Here is a 25795-nt window from a genome sequence, read left to right on the forward strand (position 1 = left end):
CTGCAGAAGACCTGGAGCAGGCCGCCGACAAGGCGGATCAGGCCGAAGCCCAGGCTGAGGAAGATGCCGCTGTGGCAGAGGATGCCGAGAAGGCCGCCGAGTAATCGATCATTGCATCTCGTGACGGGGTCGGGGAGCATGGCTCTCCGACCCCGTTTGCCATTTGTGCCGGGGAGGTCTTGATGGAGGATCAGGAGGGGAGAATGTCCCTTATCAGACTGCGCATGGACCTGGCCTATGACGGCGGAGGCTTCCATGGCTGGGCCCGACAGCCTGGTCTCCGTACGGTCCAAGGTTGCATCGAAGAAGCGCTGACTCTGATCGCAGAAGGGCATAGACGGGATGGCTGTGTTCACGGTGATCTAAATCCTTGGAAACCTAGGCTGGTCGTGGCCGGCAGAACTGATGCCGGGGTCCATGCGTCCCATCAGGTGACTCACTTGGACGTTCCTGAGGCTGTGCTCGAATCGTGCAAGGGGCACATGGGTGTGGATGGCGTACAGGCCCTGGAGCGCCGCCTACGACACCTGTTGCCTTCGGACATTGCTCTGCAAGGACTCAGTCCAGCGCCTGAAGGCTTTGACGCACGTTTTTCTGCACTGGAACGGACCTACCTCTATCGGGTCAGTCAGGGCGGTCAGCCAAGGGATCCGCGCATGCGGGGCTATGTGCTGAATCTGGAGGGGAGTCTTAATCTGCAGGCCATGAACGAGGCTGCGGCGGAGTGCATTGGCTTGCATGACTTCGGGTCCTTCGCTACGCCAAACCCTGGCGGCACCACCATACGAAAGGTCCTGACCGCGCACTGGGACCTGGTCCCGACCATGAGTTTGCGGGGGGTTGCTCCTAGGCAGAATGCAGTCGGATACATTCCGGCTTTCATGGAGTCAGGGCTGACTGTCTTTCGTATTGTGGCTGACGCATTCGCTCATAACATGGTCCGTTCCCTGGTGGCGGCCTGCATTCAGGTCGGCCTGGGCCGTCGGTCTGTGCAATGGTTTGCCGACAAGGTGTCTCATCCTCTGCGGGAGGGATCAACAGGCCCCATAGCGGCCCATGGGCTGACCCTGGAGCATGTGGCCTATCCGCCTGATGAACAGCTTGCGGAACGGGCACAGGCCATCCGCGCCCGCCGTACCCTGTGATGACTTGGTTATTTGGTGCAACTGTGGTTGCGCCACGCCGCTTGCCAGGTAGGGACTCTGTGGCATAATAGAAAAGTTGTTGTTCGGCTGTGTCGGGCAACGACTATGGTTGAGTGTCCGAGCGGTCTAAGGAGCACGCCTCGAAAGCGTGTGAGGGCGAATCCCTCCGCGAGTTCGAATCTCGCCTCAACCGCCCCTATTGGTCCCGGCCTGACGGTCGGGACCTTTTTTTGATTCTGTTGCCGTATTTCACAGTTGCGGCAGCCCACCCCTTGAATTGGGTTTCGTGCCTGCTGCTGATATGCAGTCTTCCCCTATGCCCTCGTTGGCTGTCCGGATTCGACACGGCGCTGTGTCTTGATGCTGCGCAAACGAAAAGGCCGTTCAACGTAGGAGGCGATGCAGTGGCCAACACCAAGTCGCCTCCTACATTGCACGGGTTCATACCCCCCGCGTTCCTAGGGAATGCTCCTGTGGAACACGTTCTATGTTATCACTGCCCATACTCATGCCGTCACGCAGTGTCCTCATATGCCTGGCGGTTTCGATGAATTTGAAATGTCTGAACATTGATTTAGGCGTTTGTTCAAGCCGCGGGCATACGCTGGCAGTGAGGGCTCGCTCATAAAAAAGAGGACTTTGCGAGGAGTGATCCGGAGCTGTCAGTGCTTGGGGATGTGCAGCAGGGCTGATGAAGCGGTTGGGTAGCCGAGGTTCATAGCCATGGACATGTGGGCTACAGTCATGTCAACCAAGGCGGATGCGGCTTCCTGGCGGCTTTTCGCGCTCTGACTGGCATCAGTGTGCATCGTGCCTGAGGAGCCGTTCAGTTTCCTCCCCACGGCCAGAAGGGTCCGGGCCGTGTCCATCTCGATGAGGGCTGGGGTAGGTACCTGTATTCCGTTGGCGGGGTCGACGCGATCATCGGGATGTGTCAGTAGATCAGTGGTGGGATAGACCCCCTGTCGAGGATCGTGCTTGGCGTGACCGACCAGAATCTGCGCGGCCGTGGTGTGCGCATCAGCCAGGGTCAGCATCCATGCGGCATCAGTATTGCGGGCTGCGAGGACCGATAGATAGAACCCTGAACGATCCTCGCCTGAGACGGCCTGATTGGCCAATTCGGCGGGCAGCGTCTTGGACAGCGGATCTAACTGCTGTGCAGCTTGGACCAGTCTGAGCGTGGCTGCCCGACGATTTGTCTGTCCGCCCTGGGAGGCCGTCAAAGCCTGGGCTGCGTGTACTGTGGCTTCATCCATCCGGGAAGGGCACTCGCGGGCCGCTTGGATCCAGGCCTGGGCCCGGCCGTCTGCCTGATCTTTCTGCCGGAGCTGCTCCGACCGCCGGGCTCGGGTCCATGCCTGCTCGCAGGCTGTGGGACGCAGATTGTCGGGGTCGTGCTGACTGACGTGTACCGCTGAAGGTGCGCATCCGGACATGGTGACGGCCAGCAGAAGTGCTCCGATACCAGCGGTCACCCGTCGTGCCGGGATCGTCAGTCGACGACTCGCCCACCCTTGGTATTCAGGAACCGGCTGTGTCTGCATGAAAGGCTAGAATAGTAGGCATTGCAGACCAGAAGAAGCGCGGTCTGAATAACTTCATAGGAGGTCTTGACATGGAACTGGACCTGGCTGAAATTCATCAGCTGGCACACGAACAAGGGATTGATGCCGAGACCTTGGATCAAGCACTGAGCGAGGCTCTTCTTCTGGCCTATCAGAAGTCGCCTCATGCAGCAAAACACGCACGGGTGGAGCTGGACGAGCGTGCGGGCACTTTTACTATCTGGGCGCAGGACGAGATCGCTCGCGAGCCTACTGCCGAAGAGCCTGAGCCGGGTTATGATCTGGGCGAGGAATACGACGACACACCGAAGGACTTCGGACGGCTGACGGCCTCCACGGCCCGCCAGGTCATTCGGCAGCTCTTCCGCCAGGCCGACGATGAGCGTGTCTTTGGGGCCTTCTCTGGTCAGAAGGGCCATCTGATCACCGGAGTCGTGCAGCAGGATGCCAGCGATCCAGGCAATGTGCATGTGGCTGTAGATAATGTTGAGGCCATTCTGCCGCGCCGCGAGCAGGTTCCTGGAGAGCATTACCGGCACGGTCAGCGTATCCGCGTCTACGTGGTCAATGTATCCCGTGGGCTCAAGGGTCCGGAAATCATCGTGTCGCGTTCTCATCCAGAGCTGGTTCGGCGCCTCTTTGAGCGGGAGGTGCCCGAGCTGGTCTCCGGTGCAGTGTCCATCATGGCCATCGCCCGTGAGGCCGGGGCCAGAACCAAGATTGCGGTCCGGGCCAACAGCAAGGGAGTCAATCCCAAGGGTGCGCTGATCGGTCCGGGCGGTGCGCGCGTGCGTGCAGTCATGGAGAATCTGGGGCCGGAGAAAATCGACATTGTGGACTGGTCCAAGGACCCTGCCGAGTTCGTGGCTGCGGCCCTGTCGCCGGCCGTGGTCCGCCAGGTGCAGATCGTCAGCGAGGCCAACCGCACGGCTATCGCCTTCATCAAGGATGCTCAGCTCTCTCTGGCAATAGGAAAAGAGGGCCAGAACGCCCGTCTAGCCGCCAAGCTGACAGGCTGGAAGATCGGCATTGAGTCCGAGGAAGCCCATCAACAGAAATTGCGTGAGCTGCAGGCGCAATCTGCTTCGGCTGCTGGTGAAGACGCCTGAGAGCAAACATCCGACTACGCGAGTATGCTGGATCCGGTATCCCGAGTCCGGTGGTCTATGCCGTCGGCCCCGGCACAGAGACGAGGTAACACGATCATGGTCGCACGATGAGACAGGATATGTTCGCCGTCATGAAAGAGTGATCGCGCCGGTCATATGCGCGGTCCGGTAAGGAGAAAGTAAGTGCCCAAAGCACGCGTGTATGAGCTGGCCAAGGAATTTGGCGTAGACAGCAAGACTGTTCTGGCGAAATTGAAGGACATGGGCGAGTTCGTCAAGTCCGCATCATCCACTGTCGAGGCCCCTGTGGTTCGTCGACTTAAGAACGCTTTCCCTCAGACGGGGCAGGGTGACGCTGGTCAGGCCGCTGCACGAAATGCACGCCCCGGCAGCCCCAGTCATGGAAGCGGCCAGGGTCAGCATGGCCGCCCGCAGTCCGGTGGCACCCAGAAATCCACGCCTGCGCCCAAGCCTGGACAGAACCATCGGCCCTCAGCCGGAGGCAACGCGCCACGGGGTCAGCAGCATCCCGCAAATCACTTCCCCAAACCCGGTGCCTCCCAGGGCAGCCGCAACGAGCATGAGCAGCGCAGTCAGTCCCGTGGACCCAAACCTTCAGCCATGGGCAGGCCCGGCCCCCAGTCATCGCGCAACAACGGTCGCCCCGGCGGCTCCGGCGCTTCGGCGGCACGTCATGGTGCACGGCAGGGAGCTTCCACGCCTCGTCCAGGCAACAATCCTTTCAGCCGCAAGCAGGGGATGAAGGCTCCCATGCCTTCGGACATCCCCAGGCCGCACCCCATGGCCAGGCCTACTGTCAACGACTCACGCAGAGGCCGTGGCGGATTCCGCAACGGCAGAGGCGGTCGCTCCGGGCAGGCTGCTCGTCCAGGACAGTGGGGCCATAGCCGCCCCGGTCAGCAGTCGCATCAGGGCGGCGGCAGCCGTTTCGGTGGCACTTCGGCACCCGCGGGTGGTTTCCGAAGCGGTTCGGGCCGTGGCGGTCGCGGTCGTGGCGGTGCTGCTGGAGCTTTCGGCCGCCAGGGAGGCAAGTCCTCCAAGGCTCGCAAGAACCGGATGGCTAAGAGGCATGAATTCCAGGAGATGAAAGCCCCCGTCATCGGCGGCGTGCGCATCCCTGCAGGCAATGGCCGTACCGTTCAGCTTCGCCAGGGTGCGACCCTGGCTGATCTGGCCGACAAGATCAACGTCAACCCTGCTGCCCTGGTTACGGTGCTCTTCCACCTGGGCGAGATGGCCACGGCCACTCAGTCCCTGGATGAGGCCACATTCCAGATCCTGGGCGACGAGATCGGATGGAAGATCCGCATCGTCTCCGCCGAGGAAGAAGACAAGGAGCTTCTTCAGCAGTTCGACATCAACCTGGACGAAGAACGCAATGATCAGGATGACAAGAACCTGCAGCCCAGGCCTCCGGTGGTCACGGTCATGGGCCACGTCGACCATGGCAAGACCCGTCTGCTGGACACCATCCGCAAGACCAACACGACCACCCAGGAGGCCGGCGGCATCACCCAGCGCATCGGCGCTTACCAGGCCACGGTCACCCTTGATGGGGAAGATCGCAAGATCACATTCCTGGACACCCCTGGCCACGAGGCCTTCACGGCCATGCGCGCCCGCGGTGCCGAGCTGACCGATGTGGCCATCCTGGTGGTGGCTGCGGATGACGGCGTCATGCCGCAGACCGTCGAGGCCATCAACCACGCCCAGGCCGCTCATGTGCCCATCGTGGTGGCTGTCAACAAAATCGATGTCGAGGGGGCCAACCCCCAGAAGGTGCGTGGTCAGCTGACCGAGTTCGGCCTGGTCTCCGAAGAGTATGGCGGCGACACCATGTTCGTCGACATCTCCGCCAAGCTGGGCACCAACGTGGACAAGCTCTTGGAAGCCGTCCTGCTGACTGCTGACGCTGACCTTGACCTCCGGGCCAACCCCGACATGGACGCTCGCGGAGCCACGGTCGAGGCCCGTCTGGACAAGGGACGCGGAGCTGTGGCCACTGTGTTGGTCCAGCAGGGAACCCTGCATGTGGGCGATGCCATCGTGGCTGGGTCCGCCTATGGCCGTGTGCGCGCCATGCTGGACGAGAACGGTCAGCAGATGGATGCTGCCGGTCCTTCCACACCTGTCCAGGTGCTGGGGCTTACCTCGGTGCCCACCGCTGGTGACCTCTTCCTGGTTGCCCCCGATGATCGCACCGCCCGTCAGATTGCCGAGAAGCGTGAGGCCTCGGCCCGTGCCGCTCAGCTGGCCAAGCGTCGCAAGGTGGTCTCTCTGGAGAGTCTGAAGGAGCAGTTCGCCAAGTCCGAGGTGGACATGCTCAACATCGTCATCAAGGGCGACTCCTCCGGCTCGGTCGAGGCGCTGGAGGACTCCCTGATGAAGATCGAAGTCTCCGACGAGGTCGGGATCCAGGTCATCCACCGGGGCGTGGGAGCCATCACCCAGAACGATGTCAACCTGGCCACGGTCGACAAGGCCGTCATCATCGGCTTCAATGTCCGGCCTAACAGGCAGGTCCAGGATCTGGCCGACCGCGAGGGTGTAGAGATCAAGTACTACTCGGTCATCTACAATGCCATCGAGGATATCGAGGCCGCGCTCAAGGGCATGCTCAAGCCGGAGTACGAGGAGGTCACCACCTCCCACTCCGAGATTCGCGAGATCTTCCGCTCCTCCAAGTTCGGCAATATCGCGGGTGTTATGGTCCAGGACGGCACCGTCAAGCGAGGCACCAAGGCCCGCATCGCCCGCAACGGGGTGGTCACTGTCAACGACTTGGAGATCTCCTCCCTGCGCCGGTTCAAGGACGATGTCAACGAGGTGTCCGAAGGCTACGAGGCTGGCATCAATCTTGGCTCCTTCAACGACATCGAGGTGGGCGACATCATCGAGACCTACGAGATGCAAGAAGTGGAACGCAAGTAGAGCCGGCGGGCCATCTGGCTGCACGGCAGAGAGTTCGTGGCGATCCGCCCCGGTCCGGGTGCTTCCTGGCCGGGGCGGATGTTCATGAATGCGAAGATTGGTCATGGACGATTCGAGAAAGGAACCATGATGGCAGGAAATCCCCGCGCCGTACGCATAGCGGCCCTGATACAACGGGTCGTGGCCTCTGCGCTGGAGTCCCAGATGCATGACAAGCGCTTGGCAGGGGTCACTGTCACTGAGGTTCGTGTCACCAATGACCTGCAGATAGCCAAGATCTACTGGACCCAGCTAGGCCGGTCCGGACACGAGGCCGGGGAACGCAAGCGAGCCCAGCAGGCCCTGCGGCAGGCCTCGGGACGGTTGCGCAGCTTGGTCGGCGCTCGGGCTGGTTTGCGGCTGACGCCTACGCTGCGCTTCATCTACGATGAGGTGCCTGCTGAGGCGACCGAGATCGAGGATGTGCTGACCGTAGCCCGACACCGGGACGAGGCTATGGCCGAGGCCCGGGTCAACGCCAGCTATGCGGGCGACCCCGACCCATACCGGCATGACGACGAGGAAGAGTCCGATGAATCTGCGGCAGAGGGTGCGGATGAAGTCGACCGCTGAGGGCATCGGTGCAGCAACGGCTTCTGAGTCATCTGCCGTGATTAATTCTGGTCGTGGTGAACCGACATCGGGCATCATCCTTGTTGACAAGCCGAGCGGTGTGACCAGTCATGACGTGGTGGCAGCCGTTCGGTCGAGCCTGGGTATGCGTCGCGTGGGCCACGCCGGGACCTTGGACCCCATGGCTACCGGCCTGCTGGTGGTCGGTTTTGGTCAGGCCACACGGTTGCTGACGGTCATTGTCGGTCATGACAAGACATACCGCGCCACCATGCGCCTGGGATTGGGCACCACCACAGATGACGCTGACGGGGATTTGCTGCCTATGCGTCCTGGAGCTGCGCAGAGGGTGGACGAGCTGACAGTCCAAGGTCTGCAGGGCTTGATTGATCGCTGCTTCACCGGCTGGATTGACCAGGTGCCTGATGCTTTTTCGGCCATCAAGGTCAAGGGCAGGCGAGCCTATGACCTGGCTCGCGCAGGTCAGGAGGTCAGGCTGGAGCCTCGTCGAATACGGATCGCCTCTTTCCGTCTGCTCGACTTGCGCCGCGTGGTTCTGCCCGACGAAGACATCAGGGTGGTTGATGCAGATGTGGAGGTGACCTGTTCCAGCGGCACCTATATCCGGGCCCTAGCCCGTGATCTGGGCGATCAGCTGGATCTGGGCGGTCACTTGACTGCCTTAAGACGAATTCGCGTGGGGCCATTCGACTTGGAGAATCCTGACCCTGCCTCTATGGTTTTGGGTGGCCAGGTCGTCCCTCACACCTACCGAAACCGTCAGGGTCAGGCGGTAGTGCGCAATCGTATGGTCCCGGACTGCGACCGGCAGGGGCTGTTGGATGGATCCCTGAATCTCGTACAGGCAGCACGCAAGACCATGCCCGTCATGAATCTGGATGCTGACCAGGCCGCCAGAGTGGCCAATGGCGGATTTCTGGATCTGCCTGTCGGCAGGCCCACAGCCGCCTTGGTTGGACCTGCAGGCAAGCAGCGTCTGGCTGCGATCCTAGTGCCCGGTCCACGAGGCGGGGCTAAGCCGGACGTGGTCTTCCACCCCGAGGGCTGAGCGCGCAGATACAGGTTTAGTCTGAAGGTCTTGCCAGGAAGCGACTGTGGGAATACAGTGCTTAAGGAATTTTAGGCGCCCGGGTGCGGGGGCCGCCATGACTAAGTGATGGGAAGCGGATGAAGGTCAGCCAGGTCAGCCCGGATGAGTCGGGCATTGTCAGTTGGCCGGGAACCTTGGGTGCCCGGTCCAGCGTGGTCACCATCGGTGTCTTTGATGGCATGCATCGGGGTCATCAGGCCCTTCTGAGCCGGGTGGTCGAGCTCGCTGCCAAAGGCAAGGACAGGCCCATGGCTCTGGTTTTCGACCCCAGTCCCAAACTGGTTCACAGCTACGCTGACAGCCATGATATGGCTGAACCGTCCTCGGATCTGGTTCGCCATGACCCTGATCAGATCATGCCGCTTGAGGAGCGCCTGCGGCTCATGGCCCAGCTGGGGCTGGAACAGGTTGTGGTGGTGAGATACACATTGGCCTTCGCGGCCAAGTCCTATCGATTCTTTCTCAAGCAGCTTACCGAACAGCTGGCCATGCGGACTCTGGTCCTGGGCCGCGATGCACGGATGGGCGCAGGACGAATCGGCGACATCGGAGCCATTGGCGACCTGGCCGACACAGGACTGTTCAATTTGGAAGTTGTAGACGACCAGGGTCCCGGCGACTGCACCCTGCCTGACGCTGACGGTCTGGAGCGTCATCAGGTAAGGGCTTGGAGCAGTTCTCACCTTCGGCAACTGATCCAGGACGGTGACGTGGATGCGGCCATGGGTATTTTGGGTCGGCCGCACATGGTTCAAGGCACAGTGGTCCATGGGGAGCAAAGGGGCCGCCGTCTGGGATTTCCAACTGCCAATCTTGCCCCTGATAGCCAGGGGATGATGCCTGCGGATGGAGTCTATGCGGGCTGGCTGGTCGACCTGGGACTGCCTACGGACCCCATGGCGACTCCGGAAGGACAGGAGGGTCGGCTGGCTCAGGGTTCGCCTTGGCGGATGTCTGCCGCCATTTCCATCGGCACCAAGGAGACCTTCCTGGCCCCGGGCGAGCATATGCCAAAAGTCTTGGAAGCCAATGCCGTTCGGTCGGATTGGGTGGATTTGTACGGCCACCGTGTCCGAGTGGAGTTTCTCAGCCGTCTGCGCGGTCAGAAGCGGTATGCGGGCGAGAAACCCCTCAAACGACAGCTGGCCTTGGATGCAGATCGAACCCTGGATCTGACCAAGGCTGCAGAAAGAGCGTTTCCCATCAACTGAAGGCCTGCAGGGATCTTGAAACTCACAGCCCTCGGAAGTGGCTGAAGAACTCCCTGGTACGCGGATTCTCCGACTCGTCCATGACCTCTTGCGGCGTTCCATTCTCGGCGATGACACCGTCCAGCAGCAGGACAACCCGGTTGGCTGCATGATGCGCGAAACTCATTTCATGGGTGGCCATGAGGATGGTGGTTCCTCCGGCAGTCAGCTCAGAGACCATGGCCAGGACCTCTCCCACCAGCATGGGGTCCAGGGCTGAGGTGATCTCATCCAGCAAGAGCAGCTCCGGGTCGGTCATCAGGGCGCGCACAATGGCCACCCGTTGCTGTTGGCCGCCGGAGAGCTGGTCAGGGTATGCTCCTGCCTTCTTCTTCATGCCGATTCGATCCAGCAGTTCCAGGGCACGCTCCCTGGCCTGGTCCTTGGGCATGCCGTGGACTTTGATAGCTCCCAGGGTAACGTTTTTCAGGACGTTCATGTGGGGGAAGAGGTTGAACTGCTGGAAGACCACGCCGATTCTGGCCCGGCAGGCATCCTGGTTGATCCTGGGGTCGGTGATGTCGGTGCCGCCTAGCCAGATCCTTCCGTCGTTGACGGTCTCCAACAGGTTGATGCACTTCATCAAAGTGGACTTGCCTGACCCGGATGGGCCCAATAGGGCCACGGTCTCATGAGGCATGATGGTCATGGAGATGCCGCGCAGGACCTGGTTGCCGCCAGGGTAGGTCTTTCGAACATTCTCCAGACGGAGCACCGGCTGGTCCTGCTCGGTGTCTGCCTGTTCGCTCATACCATGCCTCCGCTCTGTTCGCGCTTGCGCAGTCGGTTGGAGTACCAGTCGTTGAGAAGAATGAAAGGGACCGAGGTGGCGATGAAGAGCACCGAGGCCACCACGTATGGAGTGAAGTTGTAGGAGGTGGCCACGATGATCTGGGCAGCTCTGACCGCGTCCACGGCTCCTAGAACCGAGATCAGTCCCACGTCCTTCTGCATGGAGATGAAGTCGTTCATCAGTGCCGGAGCCACCTTGCGCAGGGCCTGGGGGATGACGACCAGACGCATGGTCTGCCCCGAGGTCAGGCCAAGCGAGCGTGCCGATGCCCTCTGGGAGGGGCCGACGTCCTGGAATCCTGCCCTCAGCACCTCGGCGATGTAGGCCGAATAGGAGAGGATGATCGCCACAGTGCCTAGCAGAGCTGCCGGAATCCGGTTGAAGATAGCCAGTCCAGGAATGCCGAAGCCGATCAGGTAGAGGACCACAATCATGGGTATGCCTCTCATGATTGTGGTGTAGACCTGGGCCAGCACCCGCAGGGGGAAGAGCAGCGGGTTCCGGCTGGTGCGGATCATGGCCAGCAGGGTGCCCAGCAGTGCCACGCCGATGACCGCGAAGAAAAGGACCTCCAGATTGAGCCAGAGTCCTTGTAGGACTTTGGGGAAGGATTGGGCGAAGTAGGCACCAGAGAAAAACGACTGCTTGACTCGGGGCCAGCCAGGTGAGGCGTGAAGCCCCAGGGCGATCAGCAATGCCAACACCAACGTGCTGGCGATGCTGACCGCTACGGAACGCAGATTCTGTCGACGCCCGTAGCGTTCCCGTTCCCGTTGGATATCGCTGACCGCGTCCTGTGCCGAGGTGGCCATGAACGACAAGGTTTCCTTTCTTTTCTCAGCCCAGCATAGGCAGAGAGGTGTAGACGTGCAGCCATTGCTTCTGCAGCTTGTCCAAGGTTCCATCTTTCTTCAGGGCCGTGACAGCTTTGGAAGCGGCTGGGGTCAGCTTGGAGCCCTTGGGCAGGACTATACCCATGCCCTCCGGGTCCTGAGAGCCCTTGATCTGCCCGAGGATTTTGGCGTTCTTGACCTGCCCGGAATCGACCATGGTCACGGCTGACGGGGTGTCCACGACAAGCGCGTCGATCTGATTGGCATCCAAGGCCTGGGACGAAGCCACGTCGTCATTGAAAGTGTCGATGTCAGGCTTGACCAGCTTGTGAGCCATCTCATAGGAGGTGGAGCCGACCATGGCTCCTATCTTGGCGTCCTTGATCTGGGCAAGGGAGGTTGCGGAAGCATATGGAGAGCTGCTTCTGACGACCAGTGACTGGGTGGAGTTGTAATAGCTGGGCGTGAAGTCCACAGCCTGTCGGCGCTCCGAGGTGATGGAGAACTGCTGGATGTTCAGGTCGTAGTCCTTGCTTCCCGGGGCGATGGCGGCATCGAAGGTGGTCCTGGTCCAAGTGACGTGCGCCTTGTCAAATCCCATTTTCTCTGCCACTGCGTAGGCCACGGCTGCCTCGTAACCCTTGCCGGATTCTGGCTTGTTGTCCACCACGTAGGGGGCGTAGGCCGGGTCTCCGGTGGCAATGGTCAGAGTGCCGGGGTGGATGGTCTGCTGGGTGATGTCCTGCTTGGTTGCTGACTGCCCGCCGCTGCTCGATGAGGAGCCACAGGCTGCGCCGGCCATGAGCGTGACTGTCGTGAGTGCGGCCGCCGTCAGCCTGCGTAGGGTTTTCCTGGTGAAGATGGTCATGCTGATCTGCTCCTCGCGATGATGATGAGTGTCGGTCTTCCGGCGACTCCATCCTAGTCCGGCAGGTTAACGAGTCGGCAGGTGGGAGCCGTATTGTGCGATACGGGACGAGCGGTCACCGGGTTCAGACCAGTCCCAGAGCTGCCAGTGCCTCGGCCAGATTGGTAACCTCGACCACTTCCAAACCCTGGACGGGCTTTCGACCTCCTGAGTGCCGATCAGGCGGGACCAGCGCCCTGGCGAATCCCAGCCGGGCGGCCTCCTGCAGCCTGTGGTTGAGTTGCGGCACCGGCCTGACCTGCCCGGTCAGGGATATCTCGCCCATGGCACAGGTCGTGCGCATGATGGGCCGGGACTTGGCTGCACTGGCCAGGGCGGCCACGATGGCCAGGTCGCAACCGGGCTCCTTGGCCAGACCACCGGCGATGGTGGATACATACAGGTCCCTTGTCAGCAGGTTGACGCGGCCGTGGCGGTAGAGCACCGCAGCCAGCATGGCCAGGCGGTTGGCGTCGATCCCGTTGGTGTTGCGACGGGGAGTGGGCAGAACAGAGGAGGTGACCAGAGCCTGGATTTCGATGGGCAGGCTGCGGTGGCCGTCCAATGTGAATGTTACGCAGGTGCCTTCCACCTCCTGTCCAGCCGTCGACAGGAAGAGCCCAGTGGGATCGCTGACCTCCTCGATGCCCTGCTCGCCCATGTCGAAGCAGCCCACCTCGTCGGTGGGGCCGAACCGATTCTTGACGGCTCTCAGCAAGCGCAGGGCGGTCTGGGAATCGCCCTCGAACTGGCAGACCACATCAACCAGATGCTCCAGGGTCCGCGGTCCGGCTATGGAGCCGTCTTTGGTTACGTGGCCTACCAAGAGGATGGGGATATCGTGCGACTTGGCCATGTCGATCAGGCTGATGGCCACCTCGCGTACCTGGGTGGAGCCCCCGGAGATGCCGTCTACCTGGCTGGAGACGATGGTTTGGGCGGAGTCCACAATAGCCAATGCCGGCTTCTCGCGCTCGATCAGCCCCAGCACCGTAGCCAGGTCGGTAGTCGAAGCCAGCAGCAGTGAATCCTTGAGGGCACCCACCCGGCTGGCCCTCATCCGCACCTGGGTCTGGGACTCCTCGCCTGACAGGTAGAGCACCTTGCCTCTTTCGCCGCCCCGGTCGGCCACACGGCCGGCGGTCTCCAGCAGAAGGGTGGACTTGCCGATGCCTGGCTCGCCAGCCAAGAGGATTACTGACCCGGGTACGATGCCCCCGCCCAGGACTCGGTCGAACTCCTCGAATCCTGTGGGAATGCGCTTTACTTGGTCCGTGCCCACTCGGGTGATGGGCCGGGCCAGGCCGGTTTTCTGGGGCGCAGGTGCCGTATGGCTGCCGCCAGAGGAGGACAGGCCCCCGCCTGCACCTACGACGCGAGCCTCGTGAAATTCCTCGATGGTTCCCCACTGGCCGCATTCCGGGCAGCGTCCGAACCATTTGCCTCCGGTCCACCCGCACTCCGTGCATACGTATTGCGTCGTCGTCTTGGCCATACCTGCACGCTATCGGGATTCAGGGACGAGAGCCCAGGCTTTTACGCCATCTTCGCAGTGCCGACACCATGCTCATGAGAGAATAGAGTCATGGCTGACAATCCTTCTGCACCCCTGTCTTCTTCCCCCGACTCTTCCGCGCATGCCAGGCAGCGCCGTCGAAGGATCGGTCTGGTCATCGCCTTGGCGGCAGTGGTGGTCCTGGTGCTCTTATCGGCCTTCGTCTGGCCGCACTGGGCGGTGCGCAGCCAGGAGCCTGGCGCTCAGACTTCCGTCTCCGCTTCCTCCCAACCTTCGCAATCCAGTCCCAAGGCCACGGCGGTTCCCCTGCCCGGCTCGGCCTCTGAGCTGCTCAAGGCCATGCCTGATACGGTGGGCGAGTTCGCCCGTGTCAAAGCGGATTCCGGCAGTGAGTGGAGCACCCGTACGCCTATCGAGGAGTACAACCTGGTTTACTCATCCGGCAAGTCCGGCGGGGATGTGACCCTTCACCTGGCTCAGTGGTCCAGGAATGAAGATGCCAAGGCGCTCTACGACAGTCAGTCCACGGGCATGTCCGGCAAGGAGCTGGCGTCGGGCAAGGTCCGCAGCGGCGGCACAGTCACCGGATCATACTTGGAAAAGGCAGACGGCGAAGACGCTCACACAGCCCTGGTCATCTGGCAGAATGATACGGTGGTTTTCCGCGCCCAAGGACAGCGGGCGGCGCTGGAGGCTTTCTACAAGGCCTTCCCGTTATGATCGTCCCGCAACCGGTGTACGATAAGCAAGTTGGACACTTCCAGGTAACTAAGGATCGGAGGCTCGGATGGGTTCTGTCATCAAGAAGCGCCGCAAGCGGATGAGCAAGAAGAAGCACCGCAAACTGCTGCGCAAGACTCGTCACCAGCGCAAGTAGCTTTATGACTTATGGCCTGTTAAGGCCGATGAAGCCCCTCGCATCGATGGATGCGAGGGGCTTCTCATATATCATCATTTGTCACCGCGGCCAGCCGAATGCTTCCGGCCGGAAGGCAGGATGATCGCTGGTGATCACTTGTTGGCGTTGGTCATGACTCGGGGCCCATTGGGGTCGCCCACGATGACCGTGTCAACCATGTTGAGGAAGAGGCCGTGTTCTACGACGCCTACGGTGGTGATCAGGTCCTGGGCCAGATCCTGCGGGTGCTCTATCCGGTCCAAATGAAGATCAATGATGTGGTTGTGCTCGTCGGTCAGAACCGGCTGCCCCTGGCCGTCCAGCCGCAGTACCGGGTTGTAGCCGCGCTCTTTGAAACGATCCAGGACGTGGCGCTCGCCGAAGGGGATGACCTCCACCGGCAGGGGGAAGCGGCCGATGGTGTCAACCACCTTGGACTCATCCACAATCCAGACGATCTTTCGAGAGTTGACAGCCACGATCTTCTCCCAGAGCAGAGCTGCGCCTCCGCCCTTGATGCCGTTGAAGTCCTTGTCGACCTCGTCGGCACCATCGATGGTGACATCGATGTGGTCCACCTTGTCGATGTCGACGATGCGAATTCCGTAGCTTTCGGCCTGCTCCTTGGTCCGCCGTGAGGTGGTCACGCCAGTGAACTCCAAACCTTCTTCCTTGACGCGCCGGCCCAGTTCATCCACGAAGAACCGGACTGTGGATCCGGTGCCCAGTCCGGCTGTCATGCCGTTCTCGACCAGTTTGGCTGCCTCGATGCCGGCGGCCTTCTTCAGTCTGTCCTGCTCGGTCTTGTCCATAACGCTCCTTCATGCCCGCATGCGCTTAATGGCTGATGTCTGCGGGTCTTGTTGGTTCGGGTTCACTCCAGTGTAGACGATGGCCCCTGACGGTTCATGTGCCGCTCAATCCTCCACTTCGATGGCGTGCAGGCGGAAAGGCGCCTCCTGTATGGTCACGTAGCCGTCAGGGTCAATGGCCGCGTCCAGATCGATGCTGCCGACGATATGCAGGTCGTGCCCCGTGAACATGCTGCTGCCGGACGGGGGCGGTGTGATGCGGATGCGGCCGCTGGCTCTCAGTCCTCGAGCGCCTGAATTTTTGGCCTCCCGGTCAATCGGGTCGGTGTCCGAAGTGTTGTCGAAAGCAGATGAGACTTCATCCTCCTGACCAGCGGGTAGGTCAGGGGCGGGTGTGCCATCGACTGCCTCAGGCGTCGCATCATCTTCTGCGTCCGCTGTCTGCTGGTAATGCGACGGCTCCGATCCTGTCGCTGCTGTGATTTGGTTCTCTTCGACGTCCTGTGCCTTTGGCGACCCTGGGAATGTTTCTTTCACCGACTCGGCCTGCTCAGGATCCACAGCCTCGGACTCGACGGCGGTTTCGGCCAGATTCTTCTGTTCTTCCTGGTCCAGGCCAACCTTCTTGCGACCCAGCTTGTCCAGAACTTGGGGTCCTCCGTCCAGTTCGGCTTGGACTGCGGACGGCACCTGCGTACCCTTGGCGTAGGGGGAGGCCAGCAGCGAGCGCCAGCCCTCGATGGGCAGACATCCTTCTCGGTCACCCTTGCCTGCTGCTGTAGCGTAGCCGCGGGCCAGAGTGTCCACTTTCTCGTTGAAGGTGTCGCCGGCATGCCCCTTGACCCAGATGAACCTGACTGATCCCGGCCGTGTCTGGATCTCCCGCTCGATGGCTTCGATCAGGGGGCGGTTCCTGACAGGCTTGCCCTGGGAGTTCTTCCAGCCTTTCTTCTTCCACCCGGGCAACCAGATTGTGGAGCAATTGATGGCGTATTTGGAGTCGGTTTCGATGACCAGCGGGCGCTCGCCTGGGTGGGCTCGCAATGCCTGCAGCACGGCGCACAGTTCGCCGATCTGATTAGTGCCATTGCTTGCGCCGCCTGCATCCGCGTCGCCGCCCTCATGATCGGCCCAGGCCCAGCCCATGGGGCCGTTGGGATTGCTCAGTGCGCTGCCGTCGGTCGAGACGACCAGGTTCTTGCCGTTGATCATGGATTCCAGCCTAGACAGGGAGATAGAGAACCCCCGCGCCAGCGATGACTGATGCGGGGGAGGGAGGACAGGCGGTTTTGTCTGCAGATCAGTCGAGGGCCTTGGCGACCACCTGGCCGGCCTCGTCCAGAACCTGGTCCAGGGCCTCGGGGGAAACGAAGGATTCGGCGTAGACCTTGTAGATGTTCTCGGTGCCGGAGGGGCGGGCGGCGAACCAGTCGTTCTTGGTGGTTACCTTGATGCCGCCGATTTTGGCCCCATTGCCCGGAGCTTCGGTCAGCTTGGCAATGATGGGCTCGCCGGCCAGGGTGGATGCCGTCACATCGTCGCCGTTCAGTTGGGCGAACTTCTGCTTCTGCTCCAGGGTGGTCGGGGTGTCCACCCGCTTGTACCAGCTTTGGCCGAAGCGCTCCACCTGCTCCTGGTGGAGCTGGGCCGGATTCTTTCCGGTCTTGGCTGTGATTTCGGCAGCCAGGAGGTCGGGGATCAGCCCGTCCTTGTCCGTCGTCCAGACACGGCCGTCCCGGCGCAGGAAGCTCATTCCGGAACTCTCCTCGCCGCCAAAGGCCACCTCGCCCTTGAAGAGGGGGTCGACGAACCACTTGAAGCCCACAGGCACCTCGATCAGCCTGGCGTTGATGGAGGAAGCCACGCGGTCGATCAGTGAAGAGGACACCAGGGTCTTGCCGATGCCGGCGCCCTGGGGCCATCCGGGTCGGTTGCCTGAGAAGAGGTATTCCACGCAGACGGCGATGTAGTGGTTGGGGTTCATGACCCCGGTCCCCGGGCAGACGATGCCATGGCGATCGGCATCCGGATCAGTGCCCCCTACTAGATCGTAGGAGTCCCAGGCTCCTGCATTGAGGCGATCCACCAGGCCCTTCATGGCATAGGGGGAGCTTGGATCCATGCGGATCTTCCCATCGTGGTCGATGGTCATGAACCGCCAGGTCGGATCCACTTCCGGGTTGACGACACCGATGTTCAGGCCGTACTTTTCGTTGATCAGCGGCCAATAATTGACCGAGGCTCCGCCCAGCGGATCGATGCCCAGGCGGACCCCCGAGGATCTGATCAGGTCGAAGTCGATGACATTGCCCAGGTCGGCCACGTAATGTTCGCGGTAGTCGAAGCGCTCTACGAGGTCGGATTTGACGGCATCTGCGAAAGGTATCCGCTTGACCTGCCTGTAGTCGCCCAGGAGCTCGTTGGCCCGCCGCGCTATGGCGTTGGTGGTTTCGGCCGGAGCCGGGCCGCCCGTAGGCGGATCATATTTGAATCCGCCGTCGGTGGGCGGGTTGTGTGAGGGGGTGACCACGATGCCATCGGCCAGGTCCTTGCCAGAGAATCTCTGGGTGCCGTCGGCCGCCCGGTTGTGCGTCAGTATGGCTTGGGAGACAGTGGGAGTGGGGGTGTAGTCATCGTTGGCGTCGATGCGCACCCGTACGCCGTTTGCGGTCAGGACCTCGATGGCCGTCTTCCAGGCGGGCAGGGAGAGGGCATGCGTGTCGCGGCCCAAATAGAGTGGTCCGGTGACCCCATCCTTGGTTCTCTGCTCGGCTATGGCCTGGCTGATGGCCACGATGTGAGCCTCGTTGAAGGAGACGGTCAGGGCGGAGCCGCGATGACCGGAGGTGCCGAAGGACACCCGCTGGGAGGGAGTGGAGGGATCGGGGATGAGATCGTAGTACCTGCCGATCAGATCGTCGACGTTGATCAGATCTTCTGGGCTGGCAGGCTTGCCCGCATTCTGTGCTGTCATGGCTCCCATCATGCCACCCCGTCATGAGAAAGATGACAGGAGAGGGGGAAGGGGGCTCGTTCAGTCTCAGGCTGACCGGGGCACTCGAACGTTCAGTGCCCGGTGTTCCACGCTGATCGCTATATGGCGGGTCTCGCCCAGAATGTCGCCGTCCACTTGGGCCAGGGCGGGCTTCTCCAGGCGGATCTCCGCCTTGGGTCCCTGCAGCTGAACGATGGTGGAGTTGGTCGACAGCGGGCTCTGGCTGGCCTTGCGGGTGATGGTCTGATGCATGACGTCTCCAAAGAGGTTGGCCCAGCCGATCAGTCCAGCGGAGGTGTCGATGATCTCGAAGTCCAGGATGCCGTCTTCGTAGGAGGCGTCGGGCATCAGGGAGAATCCGGGTATCTCCCCGCAGTTGCCGGCCATGAAGGTGCGGAAGGTCACTGAGGTATTGGTCTGCGTGATTTGGTCGGGCCGTGTAATGGCGATGTCGGCAGTGTACTTGGGCGCGAACAAATGCTTGGCGCCGCTGATGAAGTAGGCCAGCCAGCTGACAGTCTTCTTCAGATTGGGGTCGGTGTCGTCGATCATCAAAGCGTCGAAGCCGATGCCGGCGATGATCAGGAAGGCATGGCCCCGCCGCCGCTCCTGGTCCTTCTCGTCCAGCAGAGCCATGCGGCCTACGTCGACCTGGGTTGATCCGTGCGAGGTGGCCACGGCCAGGGCTGCGTCCAGATCTCCTACGGGTATGCCCATGTTCCGTGCGAAGAGGTTTCCGGTCCCGATGGGGATGATGCCCATGACATGGCCGCTGGATGCCATAGCGCTGGCCACTGTGCGTACGGTTCCGTCCCCACCCACGGCAACGACTACGTTGGCTCCATGCTCCAATGCCATGTGGGCGCAAGCTCTTCCGTCCCTGTCCAGCCGGGTTTCGATGAAGCTGAACTCGCGGATGCCCTTGTCGCGGCAGTATTGCTGGATGCGCTCGCGAGCGGCGGCGGCCTGAGGCTTGGAGGGGTTGATGACGAAAGCGTAGCTGAGTTGGTCGTCGTCACGAGCCAAGAGCTGCATGGCGAGCCTATGCCGCCTTTGGGCGCGGACAATTAGCACCACTGCCGTGACGACAATGGCCGCCACCGCCAGGATGCCGAGGATGACGACCACTGGAATTGGCATGACTCCATTGTGCGCGCGGTGCCGACCCGATGCCCCTGGGTGTGTCCGACGTGAACGAACCCTCTACGTATGAGCGAAGAATTGCGAAGAGATAACACTCCCGAGAGTCCTGATAATTTTTTTGATTTGTGATATGAAAATTGCAAAGGTAGTATGAAGACGGTCCACTTGGACCCGTCGGTCTGGTGCAATAGCGGTTTCGTAGAGCACGAAACCTGGATGCCCGGTGGCACGGGAAGAGGAAGTAGGCATGAGTAAATACAAAAGCGTATTTGACATCATCGGCCCCATAATGATCGGTCCTTCAAGTTCGCATACGGCCGGAGCGGTGGCTATCGGTCGAGTGGGTCACATTCTTATGGGAGGGGCGCCACGTCGAGCCGATGTTCACTATTACGATTCTTTCGCGCAAACCCACAAGGGGCACGGCACTGACTATGCCATAGTCGGCGGTCTGCTCGGTTTTGCGCCTGATGACACCCGCGTCCCTGATGCAGTAGAAATTGCGGAAAAGGAGGGTATGACCGTGACTTTCCATGAGGAGGAAGAGCCCAGTCCCATTGGCCACCCCAATACTGCAGTTGTGGACCTGTTCGGAGACCACAGCCAGGTGTCTTATGCGGCCTGCTCCATAGGGGGCGGGACCATTGAGGTGCGGCGTATCAGCTTGGACGGATGCGCAATCGCCCCTTCCGGACTTCTGCCCATTCTTTTGGTGGAACGTGATCAGTCTGAAAATGACGGTGACGGTTGGCTGGAGCGGACTCAGGATCTGCTCCAAGAAGCAGGCGTGACGAAACAGACCCGATGCGAGTCCGAGGGTCGGCCTGGCATGACGCTCTATGACTTCGATCTGGACAACCCATTGTCAGCACAGATGCAAAAAGAGATCGCCGGTCACTCGTCCCGGATGATCTACATCGACTAGGAGGCATGGAAATGTTCAGTTCGATTGCCGAATTGGTGAGTATGGCACAGGATCGCGGTTTGTCGATATCGGATGTAGCAATTGATGAAGAGATGAAACGATATCATGAGACTCGCGAAGAAGTTTGGACGAAGATGTCCAAGAACCTGCAAACAATGAAATCGGCTGTGGAGAGGGGCTCGCAAGGCAAGGGCGTGTTCTCGAAGACCGGTTTGACGGGCGGGGAGGCGGCCCTGCTGGAGAACTACAGGAAGACGCGTACCAGCCTGAGCGGCGATGCCATGCTGGCGGCCGTCGTGGCAGCCATGGCGACCAACGAGGTCAATGCTGCCATGGGGATCATCTGCGCGACCCCTACTGCAGGCTCTTCGGGCACGTTGCCTGGCGTGATCGTAGTGCTCAAGAACCGGCTGGGATTGGACGACGATAAGCTGATCCATTGTCTGTTCACTGCTGCGGCCTTCGGGCTTGTCACCGCCAACCAGGCAATGATCGCCGGGGCCACTGGCGGCTGTCAGGCCGAGGTAGGCAGCGCTTCCGGCATGGCGGCTGCAGCAGCGGTGGAAGGAGCCGGAGGGGATCCCGCCACCTGTGCCCAGGCCTTCGCCATTGCGCTGAGCAATCTGCTGGGTCTGGTCTGCGATCCTGTCGCCGGTTTGGTGGAGGTGCCCTGCGTCAAGCGCAATGCCATCGGCACAGCGAATGCTCTTGTCGCGGCTGATATTGCCCTTTCGGGCGGTGTGAGCCAAATTCCGCCTGATGAGGTTATCGGGGCAATGAAATCCATTGGTGAGAGCATGCCTTCCTCATTGCGGGAAACCGGCATTGGCGGTCTGGCCGGTACTCCTACAGGCAAGCGATTCCGCAAGACCGTGTTCAACAAGTGACGATGAAGTTTAAGGAAGAAAGAAGAAAGGTTCCGGTATGACGAACTCTCAAAACCCGACTGCCAGCGTTGAAGCGGCAAAGGGCACCAAGGAATATGCTGCCAAATGGCACAAGGGCGACACAGTATGGATGCTGAGCCTGTTTGGCACCGCCATCGGAGCCGGAGTGCTCTTCCTGCCCATTGATGCGGGCAGCGGCGGCATCATTGGTCTGATCTTCATGCTGATCATTGCTTTCCCAACAACCTTCTTTGCTCACAGAGCCATGAGCAGATTCGTGCTTTCAGCCGATAAGCCCGGCGATGACATCACCGACGTGGTGGAAGAGCACTATGGATATGGTTTCGGCTTGATCTTCACGATCATATACTTCCTGTCGATTTTCCCGATTCTGCTGGTCTACGGCATTTCCATCACCAACACGACTGAAAGCTTCATCGTCAACCAGATGCACATGTCGGCTCCTCCACGCTGGCTTCTGTCCTTGGTGCTTGTGGTTGTACTCATGGCTATCGTGCGCTTGGGCACCGGAGTCACCACCAAGGTGATGAGCATCCTGGTCTATCCTTTCGTAGCCGTGCTGGTGCTCTTCTCCCTCTATCTGATCCCTCACTGGAACACCGCCATCTTCTCCAGCTTCCCCCGCAACAGCTCAGGCGGCTTCAGCGTTACCGAGCTGCTGGAAAGCCTCTGGCTGCTCATTCCCGTCATGGTCTTCGCCTTCAATCATTCGCCTATCATTTCCTCCTTCTCAGTCGCTGAGCGCGAGGAGTATGGCGACCAGTATGTCGATGGCAAAGTGACCAGCATTCTCAAGCGGGCTGAACTGCTTATGGTCAGCGTGGTCATGTTCTTCGTCTTCAGCTGCGTGCTTTCCCTGTCGCCTGCAGACCTGGCCCAGGCAAAGGCGCAGAATGTGTCGATCCTGACCTATATCGCCAACCATTTCAACAACCCCATCATCAACTATGTGGCGCCTTTCATTGCCTTTGTGGCCATTGCCAAGTCGTTCCTGGGCCATTATCTGGGCACCAGCGAGGGGCTGAGCGGCATCATCAGGAAGGTGGCCAAGAAGGCCGATCGTCAGGTGCCTGAGAAGACCATGCAGATCATGGTGGAAGGCTTCATCCTTGTGGTGGCCTGGCTGGTGGCTTGGGCCAACTTCTCAGTCATGAACATGATCGAAACCATGATCGGCCCCATCATCGCCTTCGTCCTCTTCCTCATGCCCATGTACGCCATCCATACCGTGCCTTCGCTCAAGAAGTATTCAGGCAAGGCCAGCAACGTCTTCATTGTGGTCATCGGTCTGATCGCAGTCAGTGCAATCTTCTACAACATCGTCCACTTGTTTGTCTGAGTGAGGCCGTGAGGCGCTACGGAATCCATTCGCTCTCTCTTGCTGAGTTGCAGGATGTGCAAGGGTCTGGGATGGATTCCTGTGTCCTCTGAAAGGAATACAATTCAGATATGTTAGATATAAGGTTCATTCAGGAACATCCGGATGCGGTCCGTGAATCACAGCGTAAGCGCGGCGAATCCGTTGAACTCGTCGACGAGGTGCTCAAGGCGGACGAAGAGCGCAGAGTTGCGCTCCAGGATTACGAGAGTTCCAGGGCCGAGCAGAAGTCGCTCGGAAAGCGCGTGGCTTCGGCCTCCCCAGATGAAAAGGCCAAGCTGTTGGCGCAGACCAAAAGCCTGTCAGACAAGGTGAATGCCAGCAAGTCGGCATCTGACGAGGCCAACGCCAAATACACCGAACTCATGTGGAAGTTCAGCAACCTGGTGGAGCCGGAAGCTCCCGAGGGCGGCGAGGATGACTACGTGGTGGTCAAGAAAGTCGGCACCCCGCGTGACTTCGCCAAGGAGGGCTTCGAACCCAAGAATCATCTGGAACTGGGTGAGGGCGTCGCTGGAATCGATATGCGCAGGGGCGTCAAGATCTCCGGATCCCGCTTCTACTTCCTGCGTGGCGATGTGGCACGGCTGGAGATCGCCATGCTGACCATGGCTGTGGACCAGGCCATGGAACATGGATTCATTCCTACGATCACACCTACCCTGGTTCGCCCCGAGATCATGGCAGGCACTGGGTTCCTCAACTCCCATGCTGACGAGATCTACCGTCTGCGTGAACCTGACGACCAGTATCTGGTAGGCACCTCTGAGGTCTCACTAGCTGGCATGCATGAGGATGAGATCCTGGATCTGAGCAATGGGCCGCTGCGCTACTGCGGCTGGTCCAGCTGCTACCGGCGCGAGGCTGGCTCCGCTGGCAAGGACACCATGGGCATCATCCGCGTCCACCAGTTCGACAAGGTGGAGATGTTCGTCTATTGCAAGCAGGAAGACTCCCGCGACCAGCACAAGCAGCTGCTGGCCATGGAGCAGGAGATGCTGGCCAAGGTGGACGTGCCTTACAGGATCATCGACACCGCTGCAGGAGATCTCGGATCCTCGGCCGCGCGCAAGTTCGATTGCGAGGCCTGGGTGCCCACCCAAGGTCGCTATCGTGAGCTGACTTCGACATCCAACTGCACCGAGTATCAGGCCCGTCGCCTCAACGAGCGTGAGCGGTTGGAGGACGGTTCCACCAGGCCCGTCAGCACTCTGAATGGGACCTTGGCCACCACACGCTGGCTGGTCGCCATCCTGGAGAATCATCAGAACGCCGACGGCTCCATCGTCATCCCTGAGGCCATGCGCTCCTATGTGGGCGGCAAAGAGGTCATCGAGCCCAGGTCCTGGGAGATGTAAGTCGTAGCCGTCTGCGTCAGGATACGCCGACATTCCGTTGGTGGTTCGATGGACCCTGATGTCGTATGATAAAGGGCGTGCCTACTTGGCACGCCTGATGGACAGGTGTCTGAGCGGTCGAAAGAGACGGTCTTGAAAACCGTTGTGGCGCAAGTCACCGCGGGTTCGAATCCCGCCCTGTCCGCACTATCAATGCCCCGAGAGCAATCTCGGGGCATTTTTGCATCCACGGTTTGCTGGATCATGATCCTACGGGGAGCAGGGTGACGAGTTGGCAGTCCGGACTGAACCTGGGGTGTCTACAATGATGGAGGATATCCGTGAGTAATCACGGGAGTCGACCGTTGTGCGTTGACGCTGCAAGGGAAAGGTCAGGTTGTGGATCAATTTATCGCCATTGTCTCGCTGATCGGAGATTGGTTGCTGTTCACCTTCCCGCTCTTCCAAGGACTGATGGAGCTGCAGGAGTACCAGGAGCTATTGGATGACTTCGATCAGCTCAGCAAGAATTGGGATGAGGTTTCGCCGTGGTGGTGGCTGGTCCCTATTGTCAAGATCCACTTGGAACGCAAACGCGGGCATGAAATCCTTCGCCAGGCCACGAGAACCAGGTCCGAGCGCCGGCGGGCGCTGAGCTTTCTTGACCAGGCGACTGCCTGGTACTTCGTGTCAGTTGCAGGTTGGTTGAAGATGATCTCATCCTCCTATGAACTGCTTGAAACATATGATGCCGCGGAGAATATATGGATGCTTGTTCTCCTTGTCTTCCTGCTGACCTCCGGCGGTCTCTTCAACGCTTACTATCGCATTGACAGAAAGCGCATCGGTCAGAAGGAGGAGGAGCTGAAGCCTGATTCGGAGGTGGCCAATGACTGATGCGTCACCCGTAAGAACAGGAGACTATGGATCGGGATCCGTGCATGAATCGCTGTCAGCTCATTTGAATGAAAAGTTCGTGCCAACGGCTGTGCGGGAGTTGCTGGACAGTGCAAGAGCGGACTGGCGCGTCGTTCGGCATCCGCCTTTGGACACCATCGACCAGGGCTTGGAGTTGGGCATTGCCGACATTCTGGGACTGCCTGCTGAGAACCTGTCCAAGTTCCTGTTGCTGGAGGATGTTGGAAGTCTGCTGATACTCCTGGTGGCCAAGGGCATAACACGCCCTGATTTGCGCCAGGTACGAGCACTGGTCGGATGCCGGAGGTTGCACATGGCCTCGGCTGCCACCCTGCGTGAATGCCTTGATACGGTGCCAGGCCGGGTCTCGCTGTTGGATCTTGTGGGTCATCGAGGCAAAGTGGACACTGTCGTCCTAGACGGTAATCTGACGGCAACCGATCGGCAGACCGCCCTGCCGCTGGGCTCTGACGATATATCAGTCTGTCTGCCTGGCTCCTGCCTGCCGGATCTTGCTCGTAAGCTGGTATCCCAGGTGTTCATACTGCCAGGGAATTGATGTTGTCGAACCAGTCATTGCTTCTGGTCTCTGCCCAGAGGGATGCTGGAAACCGTTGTTTGCGAAGGAGAGAAGGAGCAGGCCGGTGAGGCTGAATCTGTCTTGGAGGGGGCCATCGGCAGATAA

General features: G+C 60.4%; 23 protein-coding genes and 2 tRNA genes. 16 read left to right on the forward strand and 9 right to left on the reverse strand.

What is annotated here, in order from left to right; all coding sequences use genetic code 11:
- Window positions 1-203 precede the first annotated feature (203 nt).
- Window positions 204-1145, forward strand: a complete 942-nt coding sequence (locus ACGG9J_RS06770) for a tRNA pseudouridine synthase A (RefSeq protein WP_390134740.1) — start codon at window positions 204-206, stop codon at window positions 1143-1145.
- Between the two features lie 107 nt (window positions 1146-1252).
- Window positions 1253-1338: transfer RNA gene (locus ACGG9J_RS06775), tRNA-Ser, on the forward strand.
- Window positions 1339-1807: 469 nt separating this feature from the next.
- On the opposite strand, the gene ACGG9J_RS06780 is transcribed toward ACGG9J_RS06775, so the two are convergent.
- Window positions 1808-2692 carry a hypothetical protein gene (locus ACGG9J_RS06780; protein WP_390134742.1) on the reverse strand — a complete coding sequence of 295 codons (885 nt, stop codon included), beginning with the start codon at window positions 2690-2692 and terminating at the stop codon, window positions 1808-1810.
- Window positions 2693-2763: 71 nt separating this feature from the next.
- Here ACGG9J_RS06780 and nusA point away from each other — a divergent pair, with 71 nt between their 5' ends.
- The 5 genes from nusA (at window position 2764) to ribF (ending at window position 9708) form a co-directional block, all read left to right on the forward strand.
- Window positions 2764-3822: a transcription termination factor NusA gene (nusA, locus tag ACGG9J_RS06785; protein WP_390134744.1), complete on the forward strand. Its 1059-nt coding sequence runs from the start codon at window positions 2764-2766 to the stop codon at window positions 3820-3822.
- Between the two features lie 183 nt (window positions 3823-4005).
- Window positions 4006-6774 carry a translation initiation factor IF-2 gene (gene infB / locus ACGG9J_RS06790; RefSeq protein ID WP_390134747.1) on the forward strand — a complete coding sequence of 923 codons (2769 nt, stop codon included), beginning with the start codon at window positions 4006-4008 and terminating at the stop codon, window positions 6772-6774.
- Window positions 6775-6903: 129 nt separating this feature from the next.
- On the forward strand, window positions 6904-7386 hold the full coding sequence (rbfA, locus tag ACGG9J_RS06795) for a 30S ribosome-binding factor RbfA (RefSeq protein WP_390135337.1): 483 nt from the start codon (window positions 6904-6906) through the stop codon (window positions 7384-7386).
- Window positions 7346-8455: a tRNA pseudouridine(55) synthase TruB gene (truB, locus tag ACGG9J_RS06800; protein ID WP_390134749.1), complete on the forward strand. Its 1110-nt coding sequence runs from the start codon at window positions 7346-7348 to the stop codon at window positions 8453-8455. Before rbfA ends, truB begins: the two co-directional genes overlap by 41 nt.
- Before the next feature lie 119 nt (window positions 8456-8574).
- Window positions 8575-9708: a bifunctional riboflavin kinase/FMN adenylyltransferase gene (ribF, locus tag ACGG9J_RS06805; protein ID WP_390134751.1), complete on the forward strand. Its 1134-nt coding sequence runs from the start codon at window positions 8575-8577 to the stop codon at window positions 9706-9708.
- A 22-nt stretch (window positions 9709-9730) separates the two neighbouring features.
- Here ribF and ACGG9J_RS06810 read toward each other — a convergent pair whose 3' ends face one another.
- The 4 genes from ACGG9J_RS06810 to radA all read right to left on the reverse strand — a co-directional run bounded on the left by ACGG9J_RS06810 (window position 9731) and on the right by radA (window position 13775).
- Window positions 9731-10498: an amino acid ABC transporter ATP-binding protein gene (locus ACGG9J_RS06810; RefSeq protein WP_390134753.1), complete on the reverse strand. Its 768-nt coding sequence runs from the start codon at window positions 10496-10498 to the stop codon at window positions 9731-9733.
- Window positions 10495-11352, reverse strand: coding sequence for an amino acid ABC transporter permease (locus ACGG9J_RS06815; protein ID WP_390134755.1), 858 nt, complete (start codon window positions 11350-11352; stop codon window positions 10495-10497). Before ACGG9J_RS06815 ends, ACGG9J_RS06810 begins: the two co-directional genes overlap by 4 nt.
- A gap of 25 nt (window positions 11353-11377) precedes the next feature.
- A complete protein-coding gene (locus ACGG9J_RS06820) occupies window positions 11378-12241 on the reverse strand; it encodes an ABC transporter substrate-binding protein (protein ID WP_390134757.1) in 864 nt (287 codons plus the stop codon).
- 124 nt (window positions 12242-12365) lie between these two features.
- Entirely contained in the window at window positions 12366-13775 is a 1410-nt protein-coding gene (gene radA, locus ACGG9J_RS06825; protein WP_390134759.1) for a DNA repair protein RadA, read from the reverse strand.
- 90 nt (window positions 13776-13865) lie between these two features.
- Here radA and ACGG9J_RS06830 point away from each other — a divergent pair, with 90 nt between their 5' ends.
- Window positions 13866-14516 carry a hypothetical protein gene (locus ACGG9J_RS06830; RefSeq protein ID WP_390134762.1) on the forward strand — a complete coding sequence of 217 codons (651 nt, stop codon included), beginning with the start codon at window positions 13866-13868 and terminating at the stop codon, window positions 14514-14516.
- A gap of 67 nt (window positions 14517-14583) precedes the next feature.
- Entirely contained in the window at window positions 14584-14673 is a 90-nt protein-coding gene (locus tag ACGG9J_RS06835; RefSeq protein WP_004268639.1) for a 30S ribosomal protein bS22, read from the forward strand.
- 134 nt (window positions 14674-14807) lie between these two features.
- On the opposite strand, the gene rpiA is transcribed toward ACGG9J_RS06835, so the two are convergent.
- The 4 genes from rpiA to ACGG9J_RS06855 form a co-directional block, all read right to left on the reverse strand.
- Entirely contained in the window at window positions 14808-15506 is a 699-nt protein-coding gene (gene rpiA, locus ACGG9J_RS06840; protein ID WP_390134784.1) for a ribose-5-phosphate isomerase RpiA, read from the reverse strand.
- 105 nt (window positions 15507-15611) lie between these two features.
- Complete coding sequence (locus ACGG9J_RS06845) at window positions 15612-16718, reverse strand: ribonuclease H family protein (RefSeq protein WP_390134786.1); 1107 nt, start codon at window positions 16716-16718, stop codon at window positions 15612-15614.
- A gap of 88 nt (window positions 16719-16806) precedes the next feature.
- A complete protein-coding gene (gene pgm / locus ACGG9J_RS06850; protein WP_390134788.1) occupies window positions 16807-18480 on the reverse strand; it encodes a phosphoglucomutase (alpha-D-glucose-1,6-bisphosphate-dependent) in 1674 nt (557 codons plus the stop codon).
- Between the two features lie 66 nt (window positions 18481-18546).
- Window positions 18547-19641 (reverse strand): diacylglycerol/lipid kinase family protein, encoded by a 1095-nt coding sequence (locus ACGG9J_RS06855; RefSeq protein WP_390134790.1) that lies wholly within the window; start codon window positions 19639-19641, stop codon window positions 18547-18549.
- A 250-nt stretch (window positions 19642-19891) separates the two neighbouring features.
- Here ACGG9J_RS06855 and ACGG9J_RS06860 point away from each other — a divergent pair, with 250 nt between their 5' ends.
- The 7 genes from ACGG9J_RS06860 (at window position 19892) to ACGG9J_RS06890 (ending at window position 25669) form a co-directional block, all read left to right on the forward strand.
- Window positions 19892-20569 carry a serine dehydratase beta chain gene (locus tag ACGG9J_RS06860; RefSeq protein ID WP_390134792.1) on the forward strand — a complete coding sequence of 226 codons (678 nt, stop codon included), beginning with the start codon at window positions 19892-19894 and terminating at the stop codon, window positions 20567-20569.
- 11 nt (window positions 20570-20580) lie between these two features.
- Window positions 20581-21456 (forward strand): L-serine ammonia-lyase, iron-sulfur-dependent, subunit alpha, encoded by an 876-nt coding sequence (gene sdaAA / locus ACGG9J_RS06865; protein WP_390135338.1) that lies wholly within the window; start codon window positions 20581-20583, stop codon window positions 21454-21456.
- Window positions 21457-21493: 37 nt separating this feature from the next.
- Window positions 21494-22816 (forward strand): aromatic amino acid transport family protein, encoded by a 1323-nt coding sequence (locus tag ACGG9J_RS06870; RefSeq protein WP_390134794.1) that lies wholly within the window; start codon window positions 21494-21496, stop codon window positions 22814-22816.
- A 110-nt stretch (window positions 22817-22926) separates the two neighbouring features.
- Window positions 22927-24213 (forward strand): serine--tRNA ligase, encoded by a 1287-nt coding sequence (gene serS, locus ACGG9J_RS06875; protein ID WP_390134796.1) that lies wholly within the window; start codon window positions 22927-22929, stop codon window positions 24211-24213.
- 99 nt (window positions 24214-24312) lie between these two features.
- Window positions 24313-24397: transfer RNA gene (locus ACGG9J_RS06880), tRNA-Ser, on the forward strand.
- Between the two features lie 194 nt (window positions 24398-24591).
- Window positions 24592-25089, forward strand: a complete 498-nt coding sequence (locus ACGG9J_RS06885; RefSeq protein WP_390134798.1) for a hypothetical protein — start codon at window positions 24592-24594, stop codon at window positions 25087-25089.
- Window positions 25082-25669 carry a YbaK/EbsC family protein gene (locus ACGG9J_RS06890; RefSeq protein ID WP_390134800.1) on the forward strand — a complete coding sequence of 196 codons (588 nt, stop codon included), beginning with the start codon at window positions 25082-25084 and terminating at the stop codon, window positions 25667-25669. Before ACGG9J_RS06885 ends, ACGG9J_RS06890 begins: the two co-directional genes overlap by 8 nt.
- The last annotated feature ends 126 nt before the right edge of the window (window positions 25670-25795 follow it).

This window comes from Bifidobacterium apicola (genome assembly GCF_042846865.1).
Lineage (GTDB): Bacteria > Actinomycetota > Actinomycetes > Actinomycetales > Bifidobacteriaceae > Bombiscardovia > Bombiscardovia apicola.